Origin of the sequence: Streptomyces abyssomicinicus (assembly GCF_008974245.1) — a bacterium.
In the GTDB taxonomy this organism is placed as follows: domain Bacteria; phylum Actinomycetota; class Actinomycetes; order Streptomycetales; family Streptomycetaceae; genus Streptomyces; species Streptomyces abyssomicinicus.
In genome coordinates this window covers 110,819-134,151 of the sequence record NZ_BBZI01000015.1, presented here as the reverse complement: position 1 = coordinate 134,151, position 23,333 = coordinate 110,819, and the positions used below count along the sequence as shown (strand labels likewise).

The 23,333-nt window shown below is 73.6% G+C and carries 20 protein-coding genes; 10 read left to right on the top strand and 10 right to left on the bottom strand.

The window, feature by feature from the left end; genetic code table 11:
• Nucleotides 1-131: 131 nt before the first annotated feature.
• The gene (locus GBN72_RS32260) at nt 132-2,225 is read left to right on the top strand and encodes an ATP-binding protein (protein ID WP_246213042.1); all 2,094 of its coding nucleotides are present in this window, start codon (nt 132-134) and stop codon (nt 2,223-2,225) included.
• Between the two features lie 25 nt (nt 2,226-2,250).
• Here GBN72_RS32260 and GBN72_RS32255 read toward each other — a convergent pair whose 3' ends face one another.
• Nucleotides 2,251-3,783: an MFS transporter gene (locus tag GBN72_RS32255; RefSeq protein WP_281372091.1), complete on the bottom strand. Its 1,533-nt coding sequence runs from the start codon at nt 3,781-3,783 to the stop codon at nt 2,251-2,253.
• A 395-nt stretch (nt 3,784-4,178) separates the two neighbouring features.
• On the opposite strand from GBN72_RS32255, the gene GBN72_RS32245 reads away from it, so the two are divergent.
• From GBN72_RS32245 to GBN72_RS32225, 5 genes are all read left to right on the top strand, one after another.
• The gene (locus tag GBN72_RS32245; RefSeq protein ID WP_151775521.1) at nt 4,179-4,865 is read left to right on the top strand and encodes a hypothetical protein; all 687 of its coding nucleotides are present in this window, start codon (nt 4,179-4,181) and stop codon (nt 4,863-4,865) included.
• Nucleotides 4,846-5,463, top strand: coding sequence for a TetR/AcrR family transcriptional regulator (locus GBN72_RS32240; protein WP_151775520.1), 618 nt, complete (start codon nt 4,846-4,848; stop codon nt 5,461-5,463). The genes GBN72_RS32245 and GBN72_RS32240 overlap by 20 nt, the downstream gene beginning before the upstream one ends.
• A gap of 174 nt (nt 5,464-5,637) precedes the next feature.
• Nucleotides 5,638-7,359 (top strand): PucR family transcriptional regulator, encoded by a 1,722-nt coding sequence (locus GBN72_RS32235; RefSeq protein ID WP_151775519.1) that lies wholly within the window; start codon nt 5,638-5,640, stop codon nt 7,357-7,359.
• Between the two features lie 211 nt (nt 7,360-7,570).
• Nucleotides 7,571-8,911, top strand: a complete 1,341-nt coding sequence (gene gabT, locus GBN72_RS32230; protein ID WP_151775518.1) for a 4-aminobutyrate--2-oxoglutarate transaminase — start codon at nt 7,571-7,573, stop codon at nt 8,909-8,911.
• A 414-nt stretch (nt 8,912-9,325) separates the two neighbouring features.
• Nucleotides 9,326-9,967: a phosphatase PAP2 family protein gene (locus tag GBN72_RS32225; protein WP_246213037.1), complete on the top strand. Its 642-nt coding sequence runs from the start codon at nt 9,326-9,328 to the stop codon at nt 9,965-9,967.
• An 8-nt stretch (nt 9,968-9,975) separates the two neighbouring features.
• Here GBN72_RS32225 and GBN72_RS32220 read toward each other — a convergent pair whose 3' ends face one another.
• The 6 genes from GBN72_RS32220 to GBN72_RS32195 all read right to left on the bottom strand — a co-directional run bounded on the left by GBN72_RS32220 (nt 9,976) and on the right by GBN72_RS32195 (nt 16,386).
• A complete protein-coding gene (locus GBN72_RS32220; protein ID WP_151775516.1) occupies nt 9,976-10,431 on the bottom strand; it encodes a hypothetical protein in 456 nt (151 codons plus the stop codon).
• A 173-nt stretch (nt 10,432-10,604) separates the two neighbouring features.
• The gene (locus GBN72_RS32215; protein ID WP_151775515.1) at nt 10,605-12,023 is read right to left on the bottom strand and encodes an NAD(P)/FAD-dependent oxidoreductase; all 1,419 of its coding nucleotides are present in this window, start codon (nt 12,021-12,023) and stop codon (nt 10,605-10,607) included.
• Nucleotides 12,024-12,054: 31 nt separating this feature from the next.
• Nucleotides 12,055-12,855, bottom strand: a complete 801-nt coding sequence (locus tag GBN72_RS32210) for an ABC transporter permease (RefSeq protein WP_151775514.1) — start codon at nt 12,853-12,855, stop codon at nt 12,055-12,057.
• Complete coding sequence (locus tag GBN72_RS32205; protein ID WP_151775513.1) at nt 12,855-13,802, bottom strand: ABC transporter permease; 948 nt, start codon at nt 13,800-13,802, stop codon at nt 12,855-12,857. Before GBN72_RS32205 ends, GBN72_RS32210 begins: the two co-directional genes overlap by 1 nt.
• Entirely contained in the window at nt 13,799-15,148 is a 1,350-nt protein-coding gene (locus GBN72_RS32200; RefSeq protein ID WP_246213036.1) for an ABC transporter ATP-binding protein, read from the bottom strand. The genes GBN72_RS32205 and GBN72_RS32200 overlap by 4 nt, the downstream gene beginning before the upstream one ends.
• Nucleotides 15,145-16,386: a polyamine ABC transporter substrate-binding protein gene (locus GBN72_RS32195; protein ID WP_151775512.1), complete on the bottom strand. Its 1,242-nt coding sequence runs from the start codon at nt 16,384-16,386 to the stop codon at nt 15,145-15,147. Before GBN72_RS32195 ends, GBN72_RS32200 begins: the two co-directional genes overlap by 4 nt.
• 300 nt (nt 16,387-16,686) lie before the next feature.
• Here GBN72_RS32195 and ybiA point away from each other — a divergent pair, with 300 nt between their 5' ends.
• A complete protein-coding gene (ybiA, locus tag GBN72_RS32190) occupies nt 16,687-17,247 on the top strand; it encodes a riboflavin biosynthesis intermediates N-glycosidase (protein WP_246213035.1) in 561 nt (186 codons plus the stop codon).
• Between the two features lie 112 nt (nt 17,248-17,359).
• Here ybiA and GBN72_RS32185 read toward each other — a convergent pair whose 3' ends face one another.
• Nucleotides 17,360-17,833, bottom strand: a complete 474-nt coding sequence (locus GBN72_RS32185; RefSeq protein WP_151775511.1) for a DUF4190 domain-containing protein — start codon at nt 17,831-17,833, stop codon at nt 17,360-17,362.
• A gap of 123 nt (nt 17,834-17,956) precedes the next feature.
• Here GBN72_RS32185 and GBN72_RS32180 point away from each other — a divergent pair, with 123 nt between their 5' ends.
• The 3 genes from GBN72_RS32180 (at nt 17,957) to GBN72_RS32170 (ending at nt 21,085) form a co-directional block, all read left to right on the top strand.
• Nucleotides 17,957-19,033 carry an adenosine deaminase gene (locus GBN72_RS32180; protein ID WP_151775510.1) on the top strand — a complete coding sequence of 359 codons (1,077 nt, stop codon included), beginning with the start codon at nt 17,957-17,959 and terminating at the stop codon, nt 19,031-19,033.
• A complete protein-coding gene (locus tag GBN72_RS32175) occupies nt 19,018-19,758 on the top strand; it encodes a glycerophosphodiester phosphodiesterase (RefSeq protein ID WP_151775509.1) in 741 nt (246 codons plus the stop codon). The genes GBN72_RS32180 and GBN72_RS32175 overlap by 16 nt, the downstream gene beginning before the upstream one ends.
• Nucleotides 19,759-19,909: 151 nt before the next feature.
• Entirely contained in the window at nt 19,910-21,085 is a 1,176-nt protein-coding gene (locus GBN72_RS32170; protein ID WP_151775508.1) for a serine hydrolase domain-containing protein, read from the top strand.
• Here the strand turns inward: GBN72_RS32170 and GBN72_RS32165 are convergent.
• Complete coding sequence (locus GBN72_RS32165; RefSeq protein WP_151775507.1) at nt 21,075-21,671, bottom strand: hypothetical protein; 597 nt, start codon at nt 21,669-21,671, stop codon at nt 21,075-21,077. The genes GBN72_RS32170 and GBN72_RS32165 overlap by 11 nt on opposite strands.
• Nucleotides 21,672-21,838: 167 nt before the next feature.
• Complete coding sequence (locus tag GBN72_RS32160; RefSeq protein WP_151775506.1) at nt 21,839-23,278, bottom strand: gamma-aminobutyraldehyde dehydrogenase; 1,440 nt, start codon at nt 23,276-23,278, stop codon at nt 21,839-21,841.
• Nucleotides 23,279-23,333: the final 55 nt, after the last annotated feature.

The window sequence follows — 23,333 nt, the reverse complement described above, 5'->3', positions numbered from 1 at the left end:
TCCGCAGGGGCGCGCGGCCGCCCGCCCCCGCCCGCCGCGGGCGCTGCGCGCGCGGGGCCCCTGCGGCGGGCCCCCGCCCACTAGATTGAGGCACGGTACACGTGACGTCACGCAGCGCACCTGGGGGCCCGATGGACATCGACGGCAAGCCGGAGACCCATCCCGTTCATCCGCCACGCCCGCGCCACGCCCCCGCCGTGGAGGCCGCGCCGGCCGGCAACGCGTTCCTGTCCTGGCTGCGCACGTCGCGCCCCGAGGCGGCCCCGGGCATCTGGCGGTTCGCGCACCGCCCCCGGCCCGACGAGGAGCCGGAGGTGACCCCGGCCCGGCAGCTGGTGACCGGGGCGGTGATCTCGTTCCTGGTGGGCTGGCTGGTCTGGTCGCTGCTGTGGAACGGCTACCTGGGCGGCTGGTGGCTGCTGCCGCTGTGGGCGATGGTCCCCGACTCCTGGGCCGAGCCGCACTCCGTCGGCGCGGTGATCGCCGTGTACGCCTACTACGCGGTGGTCGGCGGGATCATCCTGCTCGCGGTCGCCCGGCTGGGGCGCTGGGCCGAGCTGTGGCGGCGGTTCGGGCCGCCGGCCTGGACGGCCCGCGAGCCGGCCGCGGCGACCACGGTGCGGTCGGCCGACGAGGACCCCGCGCACTGGCCCGAGCTGCGGGCCTCCGGGTCGCCGGAGGCCGTCGCCGCCGCGGACCGGCTCGCGGCGGACGCGCGGACCGGACTGATGCGGGACATCGACCACGCCCGTCTCACCCGCGCCTGGCAGAGCGTGCGGGCCGGGCAGTTGCCGCCGGCGGCCTTCGCCGAGGCGGTGCTGCGGGACGGCGCCGCGGCCTGCCCCCACCCGTCCGGCGCCCGTGACCTGCCGGTCCGCACCGCCCGGCACGACCTGCTGACCGGCCAGGTGCGGGTGGGCGCCGCCGCCGACGACCCGCGCAACCCCTACGCCTACCGGGACGCCGGGGTGGCGCTCGCCCCCGACCTGCTGGCCACCTCGCTGGTGGCGGTGGGCCCGGCCGGCTCGGGCAAGACCTCCGCGCTGGTCCGCCCGCTGGCCGAGTCGCTCACCCTGCACGCCCTAGCGGGCCGCGCCGCGGTGGTGGTGGTCGGCACGGACGGCGCCGGGCTGGGCCCCGCCGACGCCTACGACGTGGTGATCCGGATCGGCGACCCCGGCTCCCCGCACGACCTGGACCTGTACGGCGGGACCACCGACCCCGACGAGGCGGCCGCGGTGCTCGCCGAGGCGCTCGCCGGGGACGTCGCCGACCCGCAGGCCCCCGCGGAGGGCGGGCGGCGGCCGGCCACCGTGCTGGCCCAGCTCCTCGGTCCGTTCCACGCCGTCCACGGCCGCTTCCCCTCGGTGCCGGAGCTGCGGGCGCTGCTCGACGGCGATCCCGCGCCGCTGGCCGCGTTGCGCCAGGCACTGGCACGGGACCCGGCACACGGTTCGCTGGTGCGCGAGCTCGACGCCCGGGAGCGGCAGGCGGGTCGGCACGGGGACGCGGCGCCGCTGCTCGCCGACCGGATCGCGCTGCTGGACCGGCCGGCGTTCTCCGGCTTCTTCGACACCACGGGGCGGACCCGGCCGTTCTCCCTGCGCGCCCTCGACCACCCCGTGCGGGTCCGCCTCGACCTGCCGCGCCACGGGCACGTGGAGGCCGCGCGGATCCTGGCGCGGCTGGTGCTCGCCCAGTTCTCGGCGAGCGTGGCGGTACGGCAGGACCGGTCGCTCTTCGCCTGCCTGGTGCTCGACGAGGCGGCGGGCGTGGTCACTCCCGAGGCGGTGCGGGCCGTGCAGCGGCTGCGGTCGGTGAACGCGGGCGTGGTGCTGACGCTGCGCACCCTGGACGACGTGCCGCGGGCGCTGCGGGGGCCGCTGCTCGGGTCGGTGGGGTGCAGGGTGGCGCTGGCCGGGCTCACCCCGTGGGACGGCCAGGACTTCGCCGAGGTCTGGGGCAAGGAGTGGACCGAGGCGCGGGACGTCACCGACCGGCAGATCGTCGCCGAGACTCCGGCGGGCAAGGCGCTGCACGCGCTGCGGCGGGTGATCACGGGGCACGCGCCGACGGCGCGGGCGGTGACGGTGCGGCAGGTCGAGCGGGAACGGTGGTCCGCGTCCGACCTGGCCCACGGCGTCCCGCCGGGTCACGCGGTCCTCTCCCTGACGACCGCCGCGGGCGAGCACGCGCCGCCCCTGCTGACCGACCTGCGCGCCTGACGGCCGGGGCCGCGCCGCCTTCTCCTCAGGAGGACGGCGTCCCGCCCTGGAACCTCTGCAGGTCCGCGGCGCGTGTCTGGATCATGAGCACGGCGACCAGGGCTGCCAGCGCCGCCATCAGGGCGGCGGCGATGAACGCCGAGGTGATGCCGGCGGCCAGTGTCTGTTCCCGCAGCTGGGGCGGCAACGCGCCGGTCTGCCGGAACCGTTGCCGTTCTTCCGGCGTGGCACGGGCCAGGAACGTGCGGACGAGGTCCTCGGCCTTGTGGCGACTGCTGGTGCTGAAGATGGTCACCAGGATGGACAGGCCGAGGGAGCCTCCGACCTGTTGGGTCACGTTGAGCACCCCGGACGCGGCGCCGGACTCCTTCTCGGCCACGTTGGAGACGGCCATCAGCGTGAGGGAGACGAACTCGAACCCCATGCCGAAGCCGAACACGAGCATCGGTCCGAGGACGCCGCCGGCGTAGCTGCTGGTGACCTCGAGGCGGGACAGCCAGGCCAGGCCGGCCGCGGCAAGGACGGCCCCGGACACCATCACGATCTTGGGCCCGGTTCTCGGCAGCAGCTGGGAAGCCAACGCGGCGCTGACCGCGATGACGGCGCTCACCGGCAGGAACGCCAGGCCCGCCTCGAGCGGGCTGAAGCCCATGACGTCCTGCACGAAGAGGGTGAGGAAGAAGAACATGCCGAACATCGCCGCCGCGAGACAGAGCATGATCGCGAAGGTGCCGGACCGGTTGCGGTCGCGGAACAGCCGCAGCGGCGTGATCGGCTGCCGTGACGTGCGCTCGACAAGGACGAAGGCCCCGAGGAGTACGACCGCGACGGCGAAGGCGGTGACGGTGAGGGGGTCGGACCAGCTCTTCTCCCCGGCCCGGATGAACCCGTACACCAGCGCGACCATGCCGAGTGTCGAGGTGACGGCCCCGAGCACGTCGAACCGTCCCGGCCGGCGCTCCGACTCCCGGATGTAGCGCGTGGTGGCGAGGACGATGAGCAGGCCGATCGGGACGTTGACGAAGAAGATCCAGCGCCAGGTCAGCCATTCGACGAGCACGCCTCCCGCCAGCAGTCCGATCGCGCCGCCCCCCGCGGACACCCCGGCGAACACGGCGAACGCCCGGTTGCGCTCCCGTCCCTCGTCGAAGATGGTCGCGATGAGTGCCAGCGCCGTCGGTGAGGCGACGGCGCCGCCCAGGCCCTGCAGGGCGCGGGCGGCCAGAAGCTGCCAGGGCTCCTGCGCGAGGCCGCACAGCAGCGAGGCGAGGGTGAAGAGCGACACGCCGAACGCGAACATCACCCGTCGGCCGAGGATGTCACCCGATCGGCCGCCCAGCAGGAGCAGCCCACCGAAGGTGAGGGTGTAGGCGTTGATCACCCAGGAGAGGTTCGCCGTGGTGAAGTCGAGTGCCGACTGGATGTGCGGCAGGGCGATGTTGACGATGGTGATGTCCAGTACGACCATCAGCTGAAGCGAGGCGATCACCAGGAGCGAGACGAGCTTGCTGCCGCTTCCCGGGGCCGCCCCGCCGGTGCCCGGCCCGTGCCCTCGCACACTCGGCGACACCGTCAGCCCCCCGCACCGGTGGCGCTGGCCGAAAGCCGGTTCGCGCAGGTCGGCGGCCTTGTCGTCAGAGGCGAAGACGGGCTCTCCATGGGGTCGACGGTACGGCCGGCCCCCTGCCCGGGCGACCGGTGCGGCCCGTCCGGGGTACGTCTGCGAACTGCCGCGCCACGGGCACGCGGAGGCCGCGCGGAGGCCGCGCGGAGGCCGCGCGGATCCTGGCGCGGCTGGTGCTCGCCCGGTTCTCGGCGAGCGTGGCGGTACGGCAGGACCGCCCGCTCTTCCCACGCCCCGCCCCTGCTGACCGTCCTCCGCGCCTTGGCCCCACCCCACCATGGCCCCACCCCACCATGGCCCAATAATGGAGTGCGCGCTACATTAATGAGGTGACCGGCTCCCGCTACCGCCTCCGCCACGACGGCTCCGACCTCCGGGTGAAGGTCTGGCTCGAAGGCAAGCACAACCACGCCCGCCTGCTCGTCGACGGTGCGGAAGCCGCCGCAGGCCACACCGACGAAGCGGGCCGTATCGACCTGACCTGCGAGGGCGGGCCCCGGGTCCGGGTGCAGTTCTGGTGGAAGGGCCGCGTGTGGCGGGTGGCCCTGGTCGAGAAGGGAGCACTCAAGCCGGTGCTCACCCCGTTCGAACCGCCCCCGGGGACGCGCGCGGCACGCCTGTACGCGTTCCAGCAGCGTCGGCCCGGCCTGTACGCCGCGCGGCACGTGGCCCTCAACGCCGGCGGTACGCTTCTGGCGATCCTCGGCGTGAGTGCGTTGCTGCGGGCGCTGTTGGGCGCGCTGCTCCCCCGGCTGGACCGGTGGATCGACCTGCCCGACTGGTCCGCGCCCCACTGGCTGCGGTGGATCAACCCGCTGCGGTACCTCGAGCCGGTCATCGAGTGGATCGGGAGCCGGCTCCCGGACCTGTCGTTCCCGTGGGCCAAGTACGTGGTGGGGTTCCTGATCGCCTGCGGCGTCGCCGCCGAGGAGTACAAGCGCCGGAAGAAGCGGGCCGCCGACGCGGCGCGAGCCGGTGCGGAGAGAGGCACCACCGATGCGGACGGTCAATCCTGAGAAGCACGCGGTACGCCGGGCCGCGATCCTCTCCGCGGCGGCCGAGGTGTTCGCCGAGCGCGGCTACGACGGCGCCACCACGGCCGCGATCTGCAAGCGGGCCGGCGTGGGATCGGGCACCCTGTTCCACTACTTCGCCGACAAGCGCACCATGTTCCTGGCGATCGTCGCCGACGACCTCACGACGGTCACCGCCGGTCTGGAACGGATCGACCGCACCGACCCCGTACGCGCGCTGGACGAGGTGCTCGGCCTCCTGACCGCGGACCTCGGCGACCCGGTCGCGCCGGGCCTGGCCGCGGCCATGATCCAGCTCGCCCGACGCGACCCGGAGTTCGCAGCGACCGTGATCGCCAAGGACGAGAGCGCCAGGAGGGCCGTCGCCGCGCTGGTGGTCGACGGGCAGGCCACGGGCGCCTTCGCCCCCGACACCGACCCCGACCGCGCGGCACGCTGGATCGTGGCCATCACCGACGCCGGCCACCTCATCAGCGACGACCCCGGCTTCGACACGGCCACCGAGCGCGCCGAGCTGCGTCGCATCGTCGCCTCCTACCTCGGCCGGCGCCGGACACCCGGTCCCGGCCTGCCCCGCTGACCGGTCGCGCGCGGACACGGCGCGCGCGGCGGCGCGACCGCCGTCCGACCGCACCGATGGCGCGCGGTGACGTGGCCCGGGGCGGTGACGGGCCACCCCGCGGGGGTACGGTGCGGCAGAATTGGCGTGGGGCCCGCTCCGGTCCGGCCAAAAACGTCACCGTCAGGAACACCGATGCCGCCCACCCTCGCCTCGCTGCTGCACCACTCCGCGCTGCGCCTCACCCTCGGCGCGGGGGAGGACACCCGCCTGGACGTGCCCGTGCGGTGGGCTCACGTGAGCGAGCTGCCGGACCCCGTCCCCTACATGGAGGGCGGTGAACTCCTGCTCACCACCGCCCTGAAGCTGGACGCCGAGGACCCCGGGGAGGCCGACCGCTACGTGCGCCGCCTCGCCGCCGCAGGCGTCGTCGGACTCGGCTTCGGGGTGGGCGTGAACTACGAGAAGGTGCCCCAGGCCCTCGTGGACGCCGCGGCCACGCACGGCCTGCCCCTGCTGGAGGTGCCGCGCGCGACGCCGTTCCTGGCCATCAGCAAGGCGGTCTCCGCGGCCATCGCCACGGAGCAGTACCGCGCGGTGACCGCCGGCTTCGCCGCCCAGCGCGAACTGACCCGCCGGGCGCTCGGTGACGGCCCCGAGGGTCTGCTGGCCGCCCTGGCCGCCCAGGTCGACGGCTGGGCGGCGCTCTACGACGCGTCCGGCGCCGTGGTGGCGACGGCCCCCGACTGGGCGGAGCGCCGCGCCGCCCGCCTCACCCCCGACGTGCAGCGGCTGCGTGACCGCCGGACACCCGCCACCGCGGTGATCGCCGGCAGGGCCGAGGAGGACGACCGGGCCGACGGCCGCGGTGCCGCCGCCCACGGCGAGGACCGGGTCGAGCTGCACACCCTCGGTACCGGCCGCCTCCCCCGCTCCGCCCTGGCCGTCGGCACCGCGGCCCCTCTCGGCACGGCCGAGCGTTACGCCGTGCACTCCGCGATCGCGCTGCTCACCCTCACCACCGAGCGGTCCGGTTCGCTGCACGAGGCGGAGCAGCGGATAGGCGCCGCCGTGCTGCACATGCTGCTCTCCGGGGAGGCGGAGCACGCCCGGACGGTCGCCGGCGACCTGTACGGCGGCCTGCTGGACGCCCCGTTCCGGGTGGTGGTGGCCGAGTGCCGGGGCGCGGAGCTGGCCACCGCGCTGGAGGCGGCCGCCGCCTGGGCGGGCGAGCCGGTCCTGGTGGTGCCGGAGGCCGAGCAGGACCGCGTGGTGGTGCTGGCCGCGGACGGTGGAGCGGCCCTGGCCGCCTGCGCCGAACAGGCGGCCGCCCACGAGGCCGCCGCCGAACGGGGCGTCGGCCCGGCCATCGGCGTCTCGGCCCCGGCCGGGCCGACCAGCGTGGGCGCGGCCTACAAACAGGCGGTGCAGGCGCTGGCGGTGGCCCGCCGCCGGGGCCGGGTGCTGGTCGAGCACGAACACCTGGCGGCCGGCTCGGTGCTGCCGCTGCTCGCCGACGACGCGGTGCGCGCCTTCGCCGAGGGCCAGCTCCGCGCGCTGCGCGACCACGACGCCACCGGCCGGGGCGACCTGGTCGCCTCACTGCGCGCCTGGCTGTCGCGGCACGGCCAGTGGGACGCGGCCGCGGCCGACCTCGGCGTGCACCGGCACACCCTGCGGTACCGGATGCGCCGGGTGGAGGAGATCCTGGGCCGCTCGCTGGACGACCCGGACGTCCGGATGGAACTCTGGCTCGCCCTCAAGGCCACGGGCAACGGCAACGGCAACGCCCATGGCGGCGGCGGTGGAGGTGGCGGTGGCGGCCGGACCGGGCACGGCGGCGGGGACCGGCACCCGGGCGGGACCGCGCACGGCGGCGGCACCGGCCGGGGCAGGGCGCCCCGCGGCGGCGCCTGAGCGGCCCGCCCTCCACCGCACTGCGCCTTCGCGGACAAGGCGACACGCCGAACGCTCCCCCGTGGAGCATGCTCACCCCGCTCCCCCGGCCCTAGCCTGCGAACAAGGAGGGAAGCGTCCGTCCTGCGGCCCATGGCCGGCAGCGACACGGCGGCAGGGACCGCCGGGCGACACACCCCCGACCGTCCGCACGACCCTCAGGGAGTCCCCCATGACCGCATCCGCGCTGCCGCAGGAGCGCCGCGTCGTCACCGCCGTCCCCGGCCCGAAGTCGATCGAGCTGCAGGCCCGCCGGGCCGCCGCGGTGGCCCAGGGCGTGGGCTCCACCCTGCCGGTCTTCGCCTCCCGCGCGGACGGCGGCGTCATCGAGGACGTCGACGGCAACCGGTTCATCGACTTCGGCTCCGGCATCGCCGTCACCACGGTCGGCGCCTCGGCGGAGGCCGTGGTCCGCCGGGCCTCCGCCCAGCTCGCCGACTTCACCCACACCTGCTTCATGGTCACCCCGTACGAGGGCTACGTCGCCGTCGCCGAGGCGCTGTCCGAGCTGACCCCGGGCGACCACGCCAAGAAGTCCGCCCTGTTCAACTCCGGCGCCGAGGCGGTGGAGAACGCGGTCAAGATCGCCCGCGCGTACACCAAGCGCCAGGCGGTCGTGGTCTTCGACCACGGCTACCACGGCCGCACCAACCTCACCATGGCGCTGACGGCGAAGAACATGCCGTACAAGCACGGCTTCGGCCCGTTCGCCCCCGAGGTGTACCGGGTGCCGGTGGCCTACGGCTACCGCTGGCCGACGGGCGCCGACAACGCCGGTCCGGAGGCCGCCGCCCAGGCCGTCGACCAGATCGTCAAGCAGGTCGGCGCCGAGAACGTGGCCGCGATCATCATCGAGCCGGTCCTCGGCGAGGGCGGCTTCATCGAGCCGGCCAAGGGCTTCCTGCCCGCGATCCGCGAGTTCGCCACCGAGCACGGCATCGTGTTCGTCGCGGACGAGATCCAGTCCGGCTTCTGCCGCACCGGCCAGTGGTTCGCCTGCGAGGACGAGGGCGTCGTCCCGGACCTGATCACCACCGCCAAGGGCATCGCCGGCGGCCTGCCGCTGGCCGCGGTCACCGGCCGCGCCGAGATCATGGACGCCGCGCACGCCGGCGGCCTCGGCGGCACCTACGGCGGCAACCCGGTGGCCTGCGCCGCCGCGCTGGGCGCCATCGAGACCATGAAGGAGCTGGACCTCAACGCCCGCGCCCGGCACATCGAGGAGGTCATGAAGGGCCGCCTCCACGCGATGGCGGAGAAGTTCGACGCGATCGGCGACGTCCGCGGCCGTGGCGGCATGATCGCCATCGAGCTGGTCAAGGACCGCGTCACCAAGGAGCCCGACGCCCAGCTCGCTGCCGCCGTGGCGAAGGCCTGCCACCAGGAGGGCGTGCTCGTCCTCACCTGCGGCACCTACGGCAACGTGCTGCGCTTCCTGCCGCCGCTGGTGATCGGGGACGACCTGCTGAACGAGGGTCTCGACGTCCTCGAGCAGGCGTTCGGCGCAGCCTGAGCAGCGCGCACCCGGCCGTCAGGACCCCGCCGGGACCCCGGGTGCGGGGCGGGTGCCTCCGCCCCGGGAGAGCCTGTGAAGAAGGTGTGCGGGGTGGATGGCGGGTCGCCGTGGCGCCTGTCCCGCCCTCCGGGTCTGCCGTAGGTTCGACGCAGATGAGAGACACCTCGTACCCACGGTCCGCCGCGGGTACCACGGGCCGAGGATTCCCCACCTCCGGTCCGGCCGTGCATCGCGCACACCCGGAGACCTGACGCTCCGGGGTTCTCCTCACCGACCGGACGGCCGTCCGCCCCAAACCCCCCGGGGCGCACGGCGGCCCGGTCCGGACCGCCCTTGCCGGTGGTCCTCCGAAGGGCCGGCACACACCCCCCCTTGTGCCGGCCCTTCGGCATGTCCGGCACCCTGGGAGGCGTGCCGATCACTCCCCCGCGACCCCGCCCGCCGTTCCTCCGCCCTGCGCTGTGCCTGCTGGGCCTGCTGTTCGCGGTGGTGACCTGGCAGGTCGCCGCGGAGGGTCCGCTGGCCCGGGCCGACGAGCGGCTGGGACGGGCGCTGCTCGCACGGGACGGGGTCTCGGCCTTCCTCGCCGACCTGGGCAACGTCGAGGTTGCCCTGCCGGTGCTGGCGGCGGCCGCCGGCTACGCGGCGCTCAGGGCGCGGGCGGCGGGACTGCGGCGGTGGTGGGCGGCGCTCGTGGCGGCCGCGGGGGCGGCGGTGGCCGTGCCGCTGGTGGTCGCCCCGCTCCAGGCACTGATCGACCGCCCGGGTCCGCCGCCGATGGCTCCGGACACCGGCTTCTACCCGTCGGGGCACACCGCCACGGCGGTGGTCTTCTACGGTGCGGCCGTTCTGCTCGTGCTGCCCTGGCTGCGGCGGCGGGTGGCGCGGCTCGCCGCCGTCGGGGCGGGCGTGGTGCTGGTGGCGGCCACGGGGGTCGGGCTCGTCCGGCACGGGTACCACTGGCCGCTGGACGTCGTGGGCAGCCTCACCGCCGGCGCCGCCGCCCTCACGGCCCCCACCGCCCTCCGCACGGGCAAACACTCCGGCTCGTGACGCGGTCGTCAGCCCTCGGTCAGTCCCGCCACCGCCTCGTGCATGGCGATCTCCAGCAGCACGGGATCCGTCAGCAGCCCCGTCCCGTCGGGCGGGACCAGCCACCGCATTCTCCCCCCGTGCTCCCGGCCAGGACGCGGGACGACCACCCAGGCACCGCGCCCCACCGCCCGCACCCCCGTGCCGAGCCACCGCCCGGCGGTCCCGGGCGGGACCAGGAACCCCACCCGCCCCTCCTCGAACCCGGCCAGCACCGGGCCCGGCCGGTCGAGGCACCGCAGCAGCACCGCCAGGGTGGCGTGCCCCAGTCCGCCCGGCAGTATCAGCACGTCCCAGCCCTTCCCGGCCGGCAGCAGGACCACGCCGTCGGCGCGCTGTTCCCATTCCCGCCGGCAGGCCACCGGATCGGGCGCGACCGACGCCAGCCACTCGACCGCCCGCCTCACCGCAGCCGTCCCGTTCATCCGCGGAACCTCCTCGCTCCCGGTGTGCCGCCGACCGGCCGGACGGCACTGTCCTGAGGGAGAGAGGAGGTTCCGCGCCGGTCATTACGCGACTTCCGCGCACTCACCCCTTCGAGTGAGGGTGAGCGCGCGGAGGGCCGCTGTCCGGCGGGCGGTTCCGCGGGGCGGCGCGGTCAGCTGTCGAACCCGAGCCCCACCCGGTCCAGCGCCCGCAGCCAGACGTTGCGTCTGCCGCCGTTGACGTCGGCCCGGGCCAGCGACCACCGGGTGAGCGCGATCCCGGTCCAGGCGAACGGCTCGGGCGGGAACGGCAGCGGCTTGGACCGCACCATCTCCAGCGACGTCCGCTCGGTGACCTCCCCGTCCAGCAGGTCCAGCACCACCTGCGCGCCGAACCGGGTGGCGCCCACGCCCAGCCCCGTGTAGCCGACGGAGTAGCCGACCCGCCCCCGGTGCGCCGTGCCGAAGAACGGCGCGAACCGCGAGCAGGTGTCGATGGCGCCGCCCCAGGCGTGGGTGAAACGCAGCCCTTCCAGCTGCGGGAAGCAGGTGAAGAACTGCCCCGCGAGCGCGGCGAAGGTCTCGGGGCGGTTGTCGTACTCGGCGCGCACCCGCCCGCCGTAACGGTAGACGGCGTCGTAGCCGCCCCACAGGATCCGGTTGTCGGCGGTGAGCCGGAAGTAGTGGAACTGGTTGGCGAGGTCGGCCAGTCCCTGGCGGCCCCGCCACCCGAGCGAGGCCGAACGCTCCTCGCTCAGGGGCTCGGTGAGCAGGGCGTAGTCGTAGACCGGCACGGTGTACGGCCGTACCCGGCGCAGCAGGCTGGGGAAGACGTTGGTGGCCAGGGCCACCTTCCCGGCCCGCACCGAGCCGTAGGGCGTGGTCACGGTGACGCCGCCGCCCTGCTGCCGCAGGGAGAGCGCCGGGCTGTGCTCGTGGATCCGTACGCCCAGTTCCCGGCAGGCCCTCTTCAGCTCCCAGGCCAGCTTGGCGGGGTGGACCAGGGCGACGCCTCGCCGGTCGTACAGGCCGGCGAGGAAGGTCGGGGAGTTCACGTGGGCGCGCACGCCCTCTGCGTCGAGGAGCTCGATGCCGTCGGCGAGTCCGTGGTCCTCCATCAGGCCGTGCAGTGCGCGCAGTTCGCCGACCTGGTGCGGTTCGGTGGCGAGGTCGATCTCCCCGGTGCGCTCGAACTCGCAGTCCAGGCCGTACCGGGCGACGGTGTCCTCGATGGCGTCGAGGTTGCGCGCGCCCAGTTCCTCGAGCCGGCGGATCTCGCCCGGCCACCGGGAGAGCCCGTTGGCGAGGCCGTGGGTGAGGGAGGCGGCGCAGAACCCGCCGTTGCGTCCCGAGGCGGCCCAGCCGACCTCCTTGCCCTCCAGCAGCAGCACGTCGCGGCCGGGGTCGCGCTCCTTGGCGAGCAGCGCGGTCCACAGTCCGCTGTATCCACCGCCGACCACCAGCAGGTCGCAGGTGGTGGCGGCGGTGAGGGCGGGCTCGGGGCGGGGCCTCCCCGGGTCCTCCAGCCAGTAGGCGACCGGCCGGGCCTCGGCGAGAGACTTGGTCCAACGGTTCATGGCTCCAGGGGCCATGAATCTCAACTCCCCACAGGATGTGTTGTGTTTACGCTTTCATGCGTTTTCGGCCGTTGCCCACGGCCATGGAGACCACGACGACCAGCACGGCGACCAGGAACATGGCCGTGCCGACGACGTTGATCTGCACCGGGGTCCCGCGCTGCGCCGATCCCCAGACGTACATGGGGAAGGTGACCGTGGAACCCGCGGTGAAGTTGGTGATGATGAAGTCGTCGAAGGAGAGCGCGAAGGCGAGGAGCGCGCCGGCCGCGATACCGGGCCAGGCGATGGGCAGGGTGACGCGGAGGAAGGTCTGCGCCGGTCCGGCGTAGAGGTCCTGCGCGGCCTGCTCCAGGCGCGGGTCCATCGACATCACGCGCGCCTTGACGGCGGTGACGACGAAGCTGAGGCAGAACATGATGTGGGCGATCAGCACCGTCCAGAAGCCCAGCCGCGCGCCCATGTTGAGGAACAGGGTGAGCAGCGAGGCGGCCATCACGACCTCGGGCATCGCCATCGGGAGGAAGATCAGCGAGTTGACCGCGCCGCGCGCCCGGAACCGGTACCGGGCCAGGGCGAAGGCGGTCATGGTGCCGAGGACGGTGGCGGCGAGGGTCGACCAGAGGGCGAGCTGGAGGCTGAGCGCCAGTGACGCGCAGAGCCCGTCGACGCCGCACGGCCGGCTCCAGGCGTCGGTGGAGAACTCGTTCCAGGCGTAGTTGAAGCGGCCCGCGGGGTCGTTGAAGGAGAAGACCGTGACGACGACGTTGGGCAGGAGCAGGTAGCCGAGCGTCAACAGGCCGAAGATCACGACCAGGTGGCGCCGGAACCAGGTGAGCGGGGCCATCAGACGAGGTCCTCCGTCCCGGAGCGGCGGATGTGGACGCTGACGACCACCAGGATCACGGCCATCAGGATGAAGGAGAGCGCCGCGGCGGTCGGGTAGTCCAGGACGCGCAGGAACTGGACCTGGATGACGTTGCCGATCATGCGGGTGTCGGTGGAGCCCAGCAGGTCGGCGTTGACGTAGTCGCCGCCCGCCGGGATGAAGGTGAGCAGTGTTCCGGCGACCACGCCGGGCATCGACAGCGGCAGGGTGACCCTGCGGAAGACGGTGGCGGGGCGGGCGTAGAGGTCGGCGGCCGCCTCGTGCAGCCGGGGGTCGATCCGCTCCAGCGAGGTGTAGAGCGGGAGGATCATGAACGGCAGGAAGTTGTAGGTCAGGCCGCAGACCACGGCCAGCGGCGTGGCGAGCAGGCGCTCCCCGTCGGTGAGGCCGAGTCCGGCGGTCACGTCGAGGACGTGCAGGGTGTTCAGCGTCTCGACCACGACGCCCCCGTCGGCCAGGATCGTCTTCCAGGCCAGGGTGCGGATCAGGAAGCTGGTGAAGAACGGCGCGATCACCAGGATCATGATCAGGTTCCGCCAGCGCCCGGCCCGGAAGGCGATCAGGTAGGCCAGCGGGTAGCCGAGCAGGAGGCAGAGCACGGTGGCGGTGCCCGCGTAGACGACGGAGCGCAGGAAGTGGGGCCAGTAGTCGGCGAGCGCTTCCGTGTAGGTGGCGAACCGCCAGGTCACCTCGTACCCGGCTTCCAGCGATCCGGTCTGGACGGAAGTCGACGCCTGGTAGATCACCGGCAGCGCGAAGAACACCAGCAGCCAGAGCAGGCCGGGCAGGAGCAGCAGGTAGGGCGTGAGCCGGCCCCGTCGGCGCCGGGGCGTCGTCCGCCGTGCGGCGGCGGGGGTGGCCGGCGGGGGTGGCGGGGGCGTCCCGGTGAGGGTGGCGGAGCTCATCCGGCCGCCTCCTTCGCGGCGCCGTCCGCGGTCCAGGCGTCCTCGGCCTTCCCGGCCTGCTCGGCCCTCTCGGTCTGCCCGTCCTTCCCGGCCTTCTCTTCCCTCTCGGCCCTCTCGGCCCGCTCGGCCCTCTCGGCCCGCTCGGCTCTCCCGTCCTTCCCGGCGGTGGCCGGCTCGACCCGCTCGACCCCGGCCTCGATGTCCTGCGCGGCGTCCAGGGCGAAGGTGTGGGCGCGGTCCCAGTGCACGACCACCTCCGCGCCGGGCACCAGACGGGGATCGCGGTCGACGTTCTGCGCGTACACCGCGAGACCCCGTCCGGCGGGGCCGTCGACCAGGTACTGGGTGGAGACACCGAGGAAGCTCGCCTCGGCGATCACCCCGGTGACCCGGTTGCGGCCGTCGGGTATTCGCCCGGCCTCGTCCGCCAGGGCCAGCACCGTCTTCTCCGGCCGCACGCCGACCAGCAGCCTGGCGCCCGTCCCGCTGGGGGCGGAGCACCGTCCGGCGGGGACGCCCAGCCTGCCGCCGCGGGTGTCGACCAGGATCTCGCCGCCGGCCGTGGAGGCGACCTCGGCCTCGATCAGGTTGGAGGTGCCCAGGAAGTTGGCGACGAAGGTGGTGGCCGGGTTCTCGTAGAGGTCGGCGGGTGCGCCGAGCTGTTCGACGCGGCCGGCGTTCATCACGGCGACCGTGTCGGCCATGGTCATGGCCTCCTCCTGGTCGTGCGTGACGTGGATGAAGGTGATGCCGACCTCGGTCTGGATCCGCTTGAGTTCGAGCTGCATCCGCCGGCGCAGCTTGAGGTCGAGGGCGCCGAGCGGTTCGTCGAGCAGAAGCACCTTGGGGTGGTTGATCAGCGCGCGGGCCACCGCGACCCGCTGCTGCTGGCCGCCGGAGAGCTGGTGCGGCTTCCGGCGTGCGTGCTCGCCGAGCTGGACCAGGTCGAGCATGTCGCGGACCTGGTTCTTCACCGACCTGACGCCGCGGCGGCGCAGGCCGAAGGCGACGTTCTCGAAGACGTCGAGGTGGGGGAAGAGCGCGTAGGACTGGAACACGGTGTTCACCGGCCGCTTGTAGGGGGGCAGCCGGGTGACGTCCTGTTCGCCGAGGTGGACGGAGCCGGTGCTGGGCTCCTCCAGGCCGGCGATCATCCGGAGGGTGGTGGTCTTGCCGCAGCCGGAGGCGCCGAGCAGGGCGAAGAAGGAGCCCTCGGGGACGGTCAGGTCGAGCGGGTGGACGGCGGTGAAGTCCCCGTACGTCTTGCCGATGCCGCGGAGGCGGACGTCCCCGCCGTCGCCGGAGGCGGAGGCGGTGCTCCCGGTGGTCTCTGTCACGTCACTCACGCCCCTGTCAGCTTGGCGAACTTGGCTTCGTAGGCCGTCTCTTCCTTGTCGCTCAGGGAGCGGAAGGCCCGGGACTTCTCGGCCATGGCCCGGTCGGGGAGGATCAGCGGGTTCTCGGCGGCGTCCGGGTCGATCTCGGCCAGCGCCTCCTTGACGCCGTCGACCGGGCAGACGTAGTTGATGTACGCGGCGAGCCGCGCCGCCATCGCCGGCTGGTAGTAGTGGTCGATCAGCCGCTCGGCGTTGGTCTTGTGCCGTGCGCCGGCCGGGACGAGCAGGTTGTCCGTGGACGTCAGGTAGCCGCTGTCCGGGACGACGAAGTCGATCTCGGGGCTGTCGGCCTTGAGCTGGACGACGTCCCCGGCCCAGGCGAGGCAGGCGGCGAAGTCGCCGCTGGTGAGGTCGGCGGTGTAGTCGTTGCCGGTGAAGCGGCGGATCTGGCCCTTGTCGACGGCCTTCTGGAGGCGGGCGGTCGCCGCGTCGTAGTCGTCGTCGGTGAAGTCGCCGGGGTCCTTGCCCATGTCGAGCAGGGTCATGCCCATGGTGTCGCGCATCTCGGTCAGCATGCCGACCCGGCCCTTGAGCTTCGGGTTGTCCAGCAGGTCGGACACGGACCTCACCTCGACGCCGTCGAGGGCCTTCCTGTTGTACGCGATGACGGTGGAGATGCCGGTCCACGGGTACGAGTAGGCGCGGCCCGGATCCCAGTCCGGCGAGCGGAACTGGGCGGAGAGGTTGGCGTACGCGGTCGGCAGGTTGGCGGGGTCCAGCTTCTGCGCCCAGCCGAGGCGGATCATGCGGGCGGCCAGCCAGTCGGTGACGCAGATCAGGTCACGGCCGGTGTCCTGTCCGGCGGCCAGCTGCGGCTTGATCTTGGCGAAGAACTCGTTGTTGTCGTTGATGTCCTCGCTGTACTTCACGCGGACACCGGTCTGCCGGGTGAACTCCTCCAGGGTGGGGTGCCGTGTCTCGCCCTCGTCGACGTCCATGTACTCGGTCCAGTTGGAGAAGCTGACCGTCTTCTCCTTCGCCGAGTGGTCGTCGGCGGCGACCGCGCCCCCGGCGTTGCCGGCCGGCGGGATGCCGCACGCGCTCAGCGCGCCGACGCCCCCGGCCGCGAGCACGCCGCCCGCCGAGGCGCGCAGCAGCGAGCGGCGGGTGAGAGCGGCCCTCCGGGCCGGGGAGGGACGGGCCTGGGAGGGAGCCGGGGAGGGTCGGTCGGGCTCGTACTGCTCCATGCGCGTGGCGCCCTTTCGGGTGGGCCCTTTCGGGAGATGCCGACAGGAGGCGGTCCGCCACCGGTGCGGCGGCCCTGGAACGTCCGTCCGGCCGTACGGAGCGGCGGTCGGGGACGTTGCGGCGTGGTGCCTGGTTACCGGCATGGCCGGGACTGGGTGCCGATCCTGACAGAGCGATGGCACCTCAACAAGGGATTCCGTTGTTGCCTTTTGGTTAATCGACGGAATCTGTCGACGAGGCGTCTGTGGGACATGAAAATCAAGGGCTCGGTGTCAGTGGCTCGTGCGATGGTGAGGGGCATGCGAACGTCTCAGGTGCGGTCCGTCGAGGACCTGACCGGCCTGCTGCGCTCCGGCGCCCGGGCCAAGTTCCTGTACTTCTGGGGTCACCGCCCGCAGAAGGACGGCAGTGCCGGCGCGGGCTGCCTCAGCCAGTGGTGGCCGGCCCCGTTCACGGTCGACGGCGAGGTCTACGCGACGGCGGAGCACTGGATGATGGCCGGCAAGGCCCGCCTCTTCGGCGACGCCGAGGCCGAACGCCGGATACTCGAGGCCGGCAGCCCGGCGCAGGCCAAGAACGCGGGGCGGCTGGTCCGCGGTTTCGACGAGGCGGTGTGGGAGCGCGAGCGCTTCGGCATCGTCGTCGAGGGCAGCGTGCACAAGTTCGCCGCCCACGAGGACCTGTGGGCCTTCCTGCGGGGCACCGGCGACCGCGTCCTGGTGGAGGCCAGCCCGCTCGACCGGATCTGGGGCATAGGCCTGGCCGCCACGGACGAGCGCGCCCCGGACCCCGGGCGGTGGCGTGGGCTCAACCTGCTGGGCTTCGCCCTGATGGAGGCCCGGGACCGGCTGGCCCGCTGAGGCCGGCCGGGTCCCGCGGCGCCGGGTGCGGGCGGCTGTGCCGTGCGCCCGGCGCGCGGGGAGTCCTCGTGGGCGATGCGGAAGCCGGCCGTGCCGGAGGCGGCGGCCGGTCCTACAGCGCGGCCATGGGGCCGAGCGAGGCCCCGATGATGACGACCAGCACGATCGGCAGCACGATGGCGCAGATGCCGCAGATCAGGCCGGCCATGGCCATCCCCCGGTTGGTGGCCTCGCCGCGCTTCGCCTTCTGGATGCCGACGGCGCCGAAGATGATGGCGAGCACGCCCAGCAGGATCGCCAGCGGCCAGAAGCACAGGAAGACCACGCCGACGATGCCGAGCACCATCGAGGTGACGCCCATGCCGTTGGACGGCTGCGGCGGCATGCCGGCCCACTGCGGGGTGACCTGCGGCGGCACCACGGGGCCGAAGCCCTGCGGGGCCTGCGGCGGCGGGCCGAACGGGCTGGGCGCGGACGCGGGAGGCGGCGGCACCGCCCCCGGCTGCTGCGGCGCGCTCTCCGCGGGCTTCGCCCACGGGTCGGGCGTGCCCCCGGCGTACGGGTTGTCGGCGGTGTTGTCGGCCATGCGGTGGCTGTCCCCTCCTGCTGCGCCGCGCACGCCATCCGTACGCGGACGCGCCATCCTATGGCCCACGGCGGTGCGCGTGGCGGTCGGCCCTACGATGATGCGGACCCAGGGAGGACCTCCATGACCGACCAGCCCGCAGCCGGACACACCCTCGACGCCGGCGTCCCCCGCGACCTGCACGCCTTCGTCGCGGGTCTTCCCAAGGCCGAACTGCACGTCCACCACGTCGGCTCGGCCTCCCCGCGGATCGTCGCGGAACTGGCCGCCCGCCACCCGGACTCGCGCGTCCCCACCGATCCGGAGGCGCTGGCCGACTACTTCACCTTCACGGACTTCGCCCACTTCATCCAGGTGTACCTGTCGGTGGTCGACCTGGTCCGCACCCCTGAGGACGTCCGGCTGCTGACCTACGAGGTCGCCCGCGACATGGCCCGCCAGCAGGTGCGCTACGCCGAGCTGACCGTCACCCCGTACTCCTCGGTCCGGCGCGGCATGGACGAGAAGGCGTTCATGGAGGCCATAGAGGACGCCCGGAGGTCCGCCGAGAGCGACTTCGGCACGGTCCTGCGCTGGTGCTTCGACATTCCCGGCGAGGCCGGTCTGGAGTCCGCCGAGGAGACCGTCCGGCTGGCCACCGACGACGCGGTCCGCCCCGAGGGCCTGATCTCCTTCGGTCTCGGAGGCCCGGAGATAGGCGTCCCCCGGCCGCAGTTCAAGCCGTACTTCGACCGCGCCCGCGCGGCCGGGCTGCGCTCCGTCCCGCACGCCGGCGAGACCACCGGCCCGGAGACGGTGTGGGACGCGCTGCGCGAGCTGGGCGCCGAGCGGATCGGTCACGGCACCAGCTCGGCCCGCGATCCGCGCCTGCTCGAGCACCTCGCCGAGCACCGGATCGCCCTGGAGGTGTGCCCGACCTCCAACATCGCCACCCGCGCGGTGCGCACCCTGGACGAGCACCCGATCAAGGAGTTCGTGAAGGCCGGGGTGCTGGTGACGGTCAACTCCGACGATCCGCCGATGTTCGGCACCGACCTGAACAACGAGTACGCGGTCGCCGCCCGTCTGCTGGACCTGGACGAGCGCGGTCTCGCCGAGCTGGCGAAGAACGCCGTGGAGGCCTCCTTCCTCGACCCGGCCGGCAAGGCCCGGATCGCGGCCGAGATCGACGCGTACACCGCCGCGTGGCTCGCCCCCTGACCGCGGTCGCCCACCGCGGCGACCCGTACCGCCACCGCGAGAACACGCTGCCCTCGCTGCGCTCGGCACTGGAACGCGGCGCGGACGCGGTGGAGGTGGACGTCCGCCTCACCCGCGACGGGGTGCCGGTGCTGCTGCACGACCACACCCTGGAGCGGCTGTGGGGCCACGACCGTCCGGTGTCCTCGCTCACCGCCGCCGGGCTGCGGGACCTCACCGGCGGCGGCGTGCCCCTGCTGGCGCGGGCCCTGGAGGTCACCGCGGGGCACCGGGTGCTGCTCGACCTGCCCGGCGCGGTCGGCACACCGGGGGCGCTGCGGCGCGTCCTGGGGACGGTGCGGGAGACCGGGGCGGAGGACCGTGTGTACTGGTCGGGGTCGGCGTCCACCCTGCTGGCGCTGCGGGCCGCCGCCCCGTCGGCCGAACTCGCGCTGACCTGGACCACTTCCGTGCCGCCGCGCGCCGGCCTGCTGGCGGCGGTCCGGCCCCGGTGGCTCAACTACCGCTTCGGCCTCGTCACCGGGGAACTGGTGCGGCGGCTGCACGCCGAGGGCTACCTGGTCTCGGCGTGGACCGCGGACACCCGCCGGTCCATGCGCCGGCTGGCCGCGGCGGGCGTGGACTCGGTCACCACCAACCGGATCGACGTCCTGGCCGCCGTGCGGGACGCGGTGCGGGACGCCGTGCGGGACGTCCCGCGGCCGGTGCCGGAGGGCGCCCCCTAAGGGGCGTCCCCACCCTCTCCCCGGGCCACAACTCACCTCGTGCTGGGGGGTGTTACCGGGTCCGTGCCCTTCTCGGCGATGATCCGTCCCGGCGGTCGCCGCCAGCAGGATGACCCGTGTTGCAAGCACCCGTCGTCCCGAGGAGACCCGCATGCCCGGTACCGCCCGCACCGTCCCCACCGCCCGTGCCACCGCCGTCGCCGCCGCCCTGACCCTGGGGATCGGCGCCCTCCTCGCACCGGCCGGCGTCGCGGCAGCCGCCCCGCGGCCGGCCCTGTCCTGCGTGACGCTCGCGCCCGGCCCCGACGCCGCGTCCCTGTGCGACGCGATCTCCGGGCTCCCGGACGACGAGGCCACCGCCGCCCAGGTCCGCGTCGGCGGCAACGGCGCGTGGCTGGGGACGGCCGGCGTCCGTGACCTGTCGACCGGCGCCCCCGCCGTGCGGCACGCCCGCTTCCGCGCCGGCTCCACCTCCAAGGTCGTCACCGCCTCGATGGTGCTCCAGCTCGCCGCCGAGGGCCGGATCGGCCTGGACCGGCCCGTGCAGCGCTACCTGCCGGGGCTCTTCCCGGCGGAATTCGCTCCGATGACGGTGCGCCAGCTGCTGAACCACACCAGCGGCCTGCGGCCGGGCGCGTCCTTCGGCGACACCACCGAGGACATGTGGGAGCACCGCTTCGACACGCTGACGCCGCAGGAGGTGGTCGCCGGGTCGATCGCCGCGGGGCCGGGCACCACGCCCGGCGAGGTGCAGCGGTACGCCAACATCCACTACGTCGTCCTCGGCCTGCTGGTCGAGGAGGTCACCGGGGATACCTTCGCCCACCAGGCCGAGGTCCGGATCTTCCGCCCGCTCGGCATGCGGGACAGCTACTTCCCGGTGAACGGCGACCCCCGGATCCAGGGGCCGCACAACCGCGGGTACGAGCGGATCGACGGCCGGCTCACGGACGTCACCGAGTGGAACATGACGGACCGTTTCGCGGCCGGCGACCTGATCTCCTCCACCGCCGACCTGGAGACCCTGATGGTCTCGCTCTTCCGCGGCGAGGTGGTCCCGCAGCCGTACCTCGACCAGATGTTCCAGGTCCCGGATGTGGACGACGAGAACGGCGGGGCCGCGACCATCGGCCTGGGCCTGGAGCGCTTCGCGATCAACGGGCTGGAGGTCTGGGGCAAGACCGGTTCCCGCCCCGGCTACCACACGGTGGTGGCGGCCACCCGGAACCTGTCCCGCACGGTGGTCTACTCGGTCAACTCCACCGACGCGCGGGGTGACGGCCTCGCCATCGCGCAGCGCTTCGCCTTCCCGGCCTTCAACCGCTGACCGGGACCGGCCTGACCGTGCCGTCCGGGCCGTCCGCGCCGTCCGGGCGGCCCGCACCCTCCGGGCGGCCCGCACCGTCCCGGCCGGCCGGACCGGCGGCCGCGGTCAGGGCCTCCAGCCGCTTGATCCGGCGGCGCAGGATCGCCAGCGGGATCACCCCGAACACCCCGAAGGACATGTCGATCAGCATCCAGAAGACCGGGATGCCCCGGATCGGCCCGCAGATCAGCGCCAGCGGAATGACCCCCGCGCAGGCGATCATGCCGAACTCGATCACCCAGATGTTGCGCACCGGGTCCCGGTAGGGCCCCCAGAAGGCCACCGCGATCACCAGGTGGGCGAAGGCCAGCCAGTCCGTCCCGTACAGCAGGAACGGGTACGAGGCGTCCGCCTCGTCCAGTCCGCGGCGGACCCGGGCGATCCACTCCACCAGCCCGTCCGGCGCCGGGAGCACGGACAGGGCCTCCTGCGCCCAGCGCAGCTCGTGCACCAGGGGAAAGGCGGTGATCCCGCTCAGCACGAGACACACCACGAAGAACAGCAACCACGCGCGAATGCCCTTCAGCAGGGCGGCTCTGTCGCTCACACGGAGCAGCGTACACCATTCTTGAACATGTTCAAATACGTGCCCCGGGTGCTCCGCGGCGGCCCTCGGCACCGGCCCGCGGCACCGGCCCCGGACACACGGACGGGGCCCCGGGCGGTCCAACCACCGCCCGGGGCCCCGTCGTCGTGCTGCCGCGTCCGCCGCCGTCAGCCCTCCAGCGACGTCATCACGTGCTTGACGCGGGTGTAGTCCTCGAAGCCGTAGCCGGAGAGGTCCTTGCCGTAGCCGGACTTCTTGAACCCGCCGTGCGGCATCTCGGCGACCAGCGGGATGTGGGTGTTGATCCAGACGCAGCCGAAGTCCAGCGCCTTCGACATCCGCATGGCCCGCGCGTGGTCGCGGGTCCACACCGAGGAGGCCAGCGCGTAGTCGACGCCGTTGGCGTACTCCAGGGCCTGCGCCTCGTCGGCGAAGGACTGGACGGTGATGACCGGGCCGAAGACCTCCTGCTGGATGATCTCGTCGTCCTGCTTCAGGCCGGAGACCACGGTCGGGGCGTAGAAGTAGCCCTTGTCGCCCACCCGGTGACCGCCGGCCTCGACCTTGGCGTGGGCCGGGAGGCGGTCGACGAAGCCGGAGACCTGGGCGAGCTGGTGGGCGTTGTTCAGCGGACCGTAGAGCACGTCCTCGTCATCGGGCTGCCCGGTCCTCGTGGCGGCCGCGGTCTTGGCGAGGGCGGCGACGAACTCGTCGTGCACCGACTCGTGGACCAGCACCCGGGTGGCGGCGGTGCAGTCCTGGCCGGCGTTGAAGTAGCCGGCCTCGGCGATGGCGGAGACCGCCTTGTCGATGTCGACGTCCTCGAAGACCACGACCGGCGCCTTGCCGCCGAGTTCGAGGTGGACCCGCTTGAGGTCCTTGGCCGCGGAGCCGGCGACCTGCATGCCGGCGCGGACCGAGCCGGTGATGGAGGCCATGGCGGGGGTGGGGTGCTCGACCATCGTCCGGCCGGTCTCGCGGTCGCCGCAGACGACGTTGAAGACGCCCTTGGGCAGGATCCCGCCGAGGATCTCGGCGAGCAGCGTGGTGGACTCCGGCGTGGTGTCGGACGGCTTGAGGACCACGGTGTTGCCCGCGGCGATGGCCGGGGCGAACTTCCAGACGGCCATCATCATCGGGTAGTTCCAGGGCGCGACCTGCGCGCAGACGCCGACCGGCTCGCGGCGGACGATGGAGGTCAGTCCCTCCATGTACTCGCCCGCCGAGCGGCCCTCGAGCATCCGGGCCGCACCCGCGAAGAAGCGGATCTGGTCGACCATCGGCGGGATCTCCTCGGTGCGGGTGAGCCCGACCGGCTTGCCGGTGTTCCTCACCTCGGCCGCGATGAGTTCCTCGGCGCGCTCCTCGACGGCGTCGGCGATCTTCAGGAGGGCCCTCTGCCGCTCGGCGGGCGTGGTGTCGCGCCATGCCGGGAAGGCCGCCGCGGCGGCCGCCATGGCCGCGTCGACATCGGCCTGCGCGGACAGCGGGGCGGTGGCGTAGACCTCGCCCGTCGTCGGGTCGACCACCTCGGTGGTGCGTCCGTCGGCGGCGTCCCGGAACTCACCGTCGATGTAGTTGCGCAGACGACGCAGTTCGGTGCTCACTGCCGGCCTCCTGATCAGTGCGGGTGTCCTGTACGGGCGTCCCCCACGGGCGCCG

Excerpts from the sequence above, each read along its gene's own strand:
- GBN72_RS32260 (WP_246213042.1), top strand. The coding sequence starts at position 132 with ATGGACATCGACGGCAAGCCGGAGACCCATCCCGTTCATCCGCCACGC.
- GBN72_RS32240 (WP_151775520.1), top strand. The coding sequence starts at position 4,846 with ATGCGGACGGTCAATCCTGAGAAGCACGCGGTACGCCGGGCCGCGATC.
- GBN72_RS32235 (WP_151775519.1), top strand. The coding sequence starts at position 5,638 with ATGCCGCCCACCCTCGCCTCGCTGCTGCACCACTCCGCGCTGCGCCTC.
- gabT (WP_151775518.1), top strand. The coding sequence starts at position 7,571 with ATGACCGCATCCGCGCTGCCGCAGGAGCGCCGCGTCGTCACCGCCGTC.
- GBN72_RS32220 (WP_151775516.1), bottom strand. The coding sequence starts at position 10,431 with ATGAACGGGACGGCTGCGGTGAGGCGGGCGGTCGAGTGGCTGGCGTCG.
- GBN72_RS32215 (WP_151775515.1), bottom strand. The coding sequence starts at position 12,023 with ATGGCCCCTGGAGCCATGAACCGTTGGACCAAGTCTCTCGCCGAGGCC.
- GBN72_RS32210 (WP_151775514.1), bottom strand. The coding sequence starts at position 12,855 with ATGGCCCCGCTCACCTGGTTCCGGCGCCACCTGGTCGTGATCTTCGGC.
- GBN72_RS32205 (WP_151775513.1), bottom strand. The coding sequence starts at position 13,802 with ATGAGCTCCGCCACCCTCACCGGGACGCCCCCGCCACCCCCGCCGGCC.
- GBN72_RS32195 (WP_151775512.1), bottom strand. The coding sequence starts at position 16,386 with ATGGAGCAGTACGAGCCCGACCGACCCTCCCCGGCTCCCTCCCAGGCC.
- ybiA (WP_246213035.1), top strand. The coding sequence starts at position 16,687 with ATGCGAACGTCTCAGGTGCGGTCCGTCGAGGACCTGACCGGCCTGCTG.
- GBN72_RS32185 (WP_151775511.1), bottom strand. The coding sequence starts at position 17,833 with ATGGCCGACAACACCGCCGACAACCCGTACGCCGGGGGCACGCCCGAC.
- GBN72_RS32180 (WP_151775510.1), top strand. The coding sequence starts at position 17,957 with ATGACCGACCAGCCCGCAGCCGGACACACCCTCGACGCCGGCGTCCCC.
- GBN72_RS32170 (WP_151775508.1), top strand. The coding sequence starts at position 19,910 with ATGCCCGGTACCGCCCGCACCGTCCCCACCGCCCGTGCCACCGCCGTC.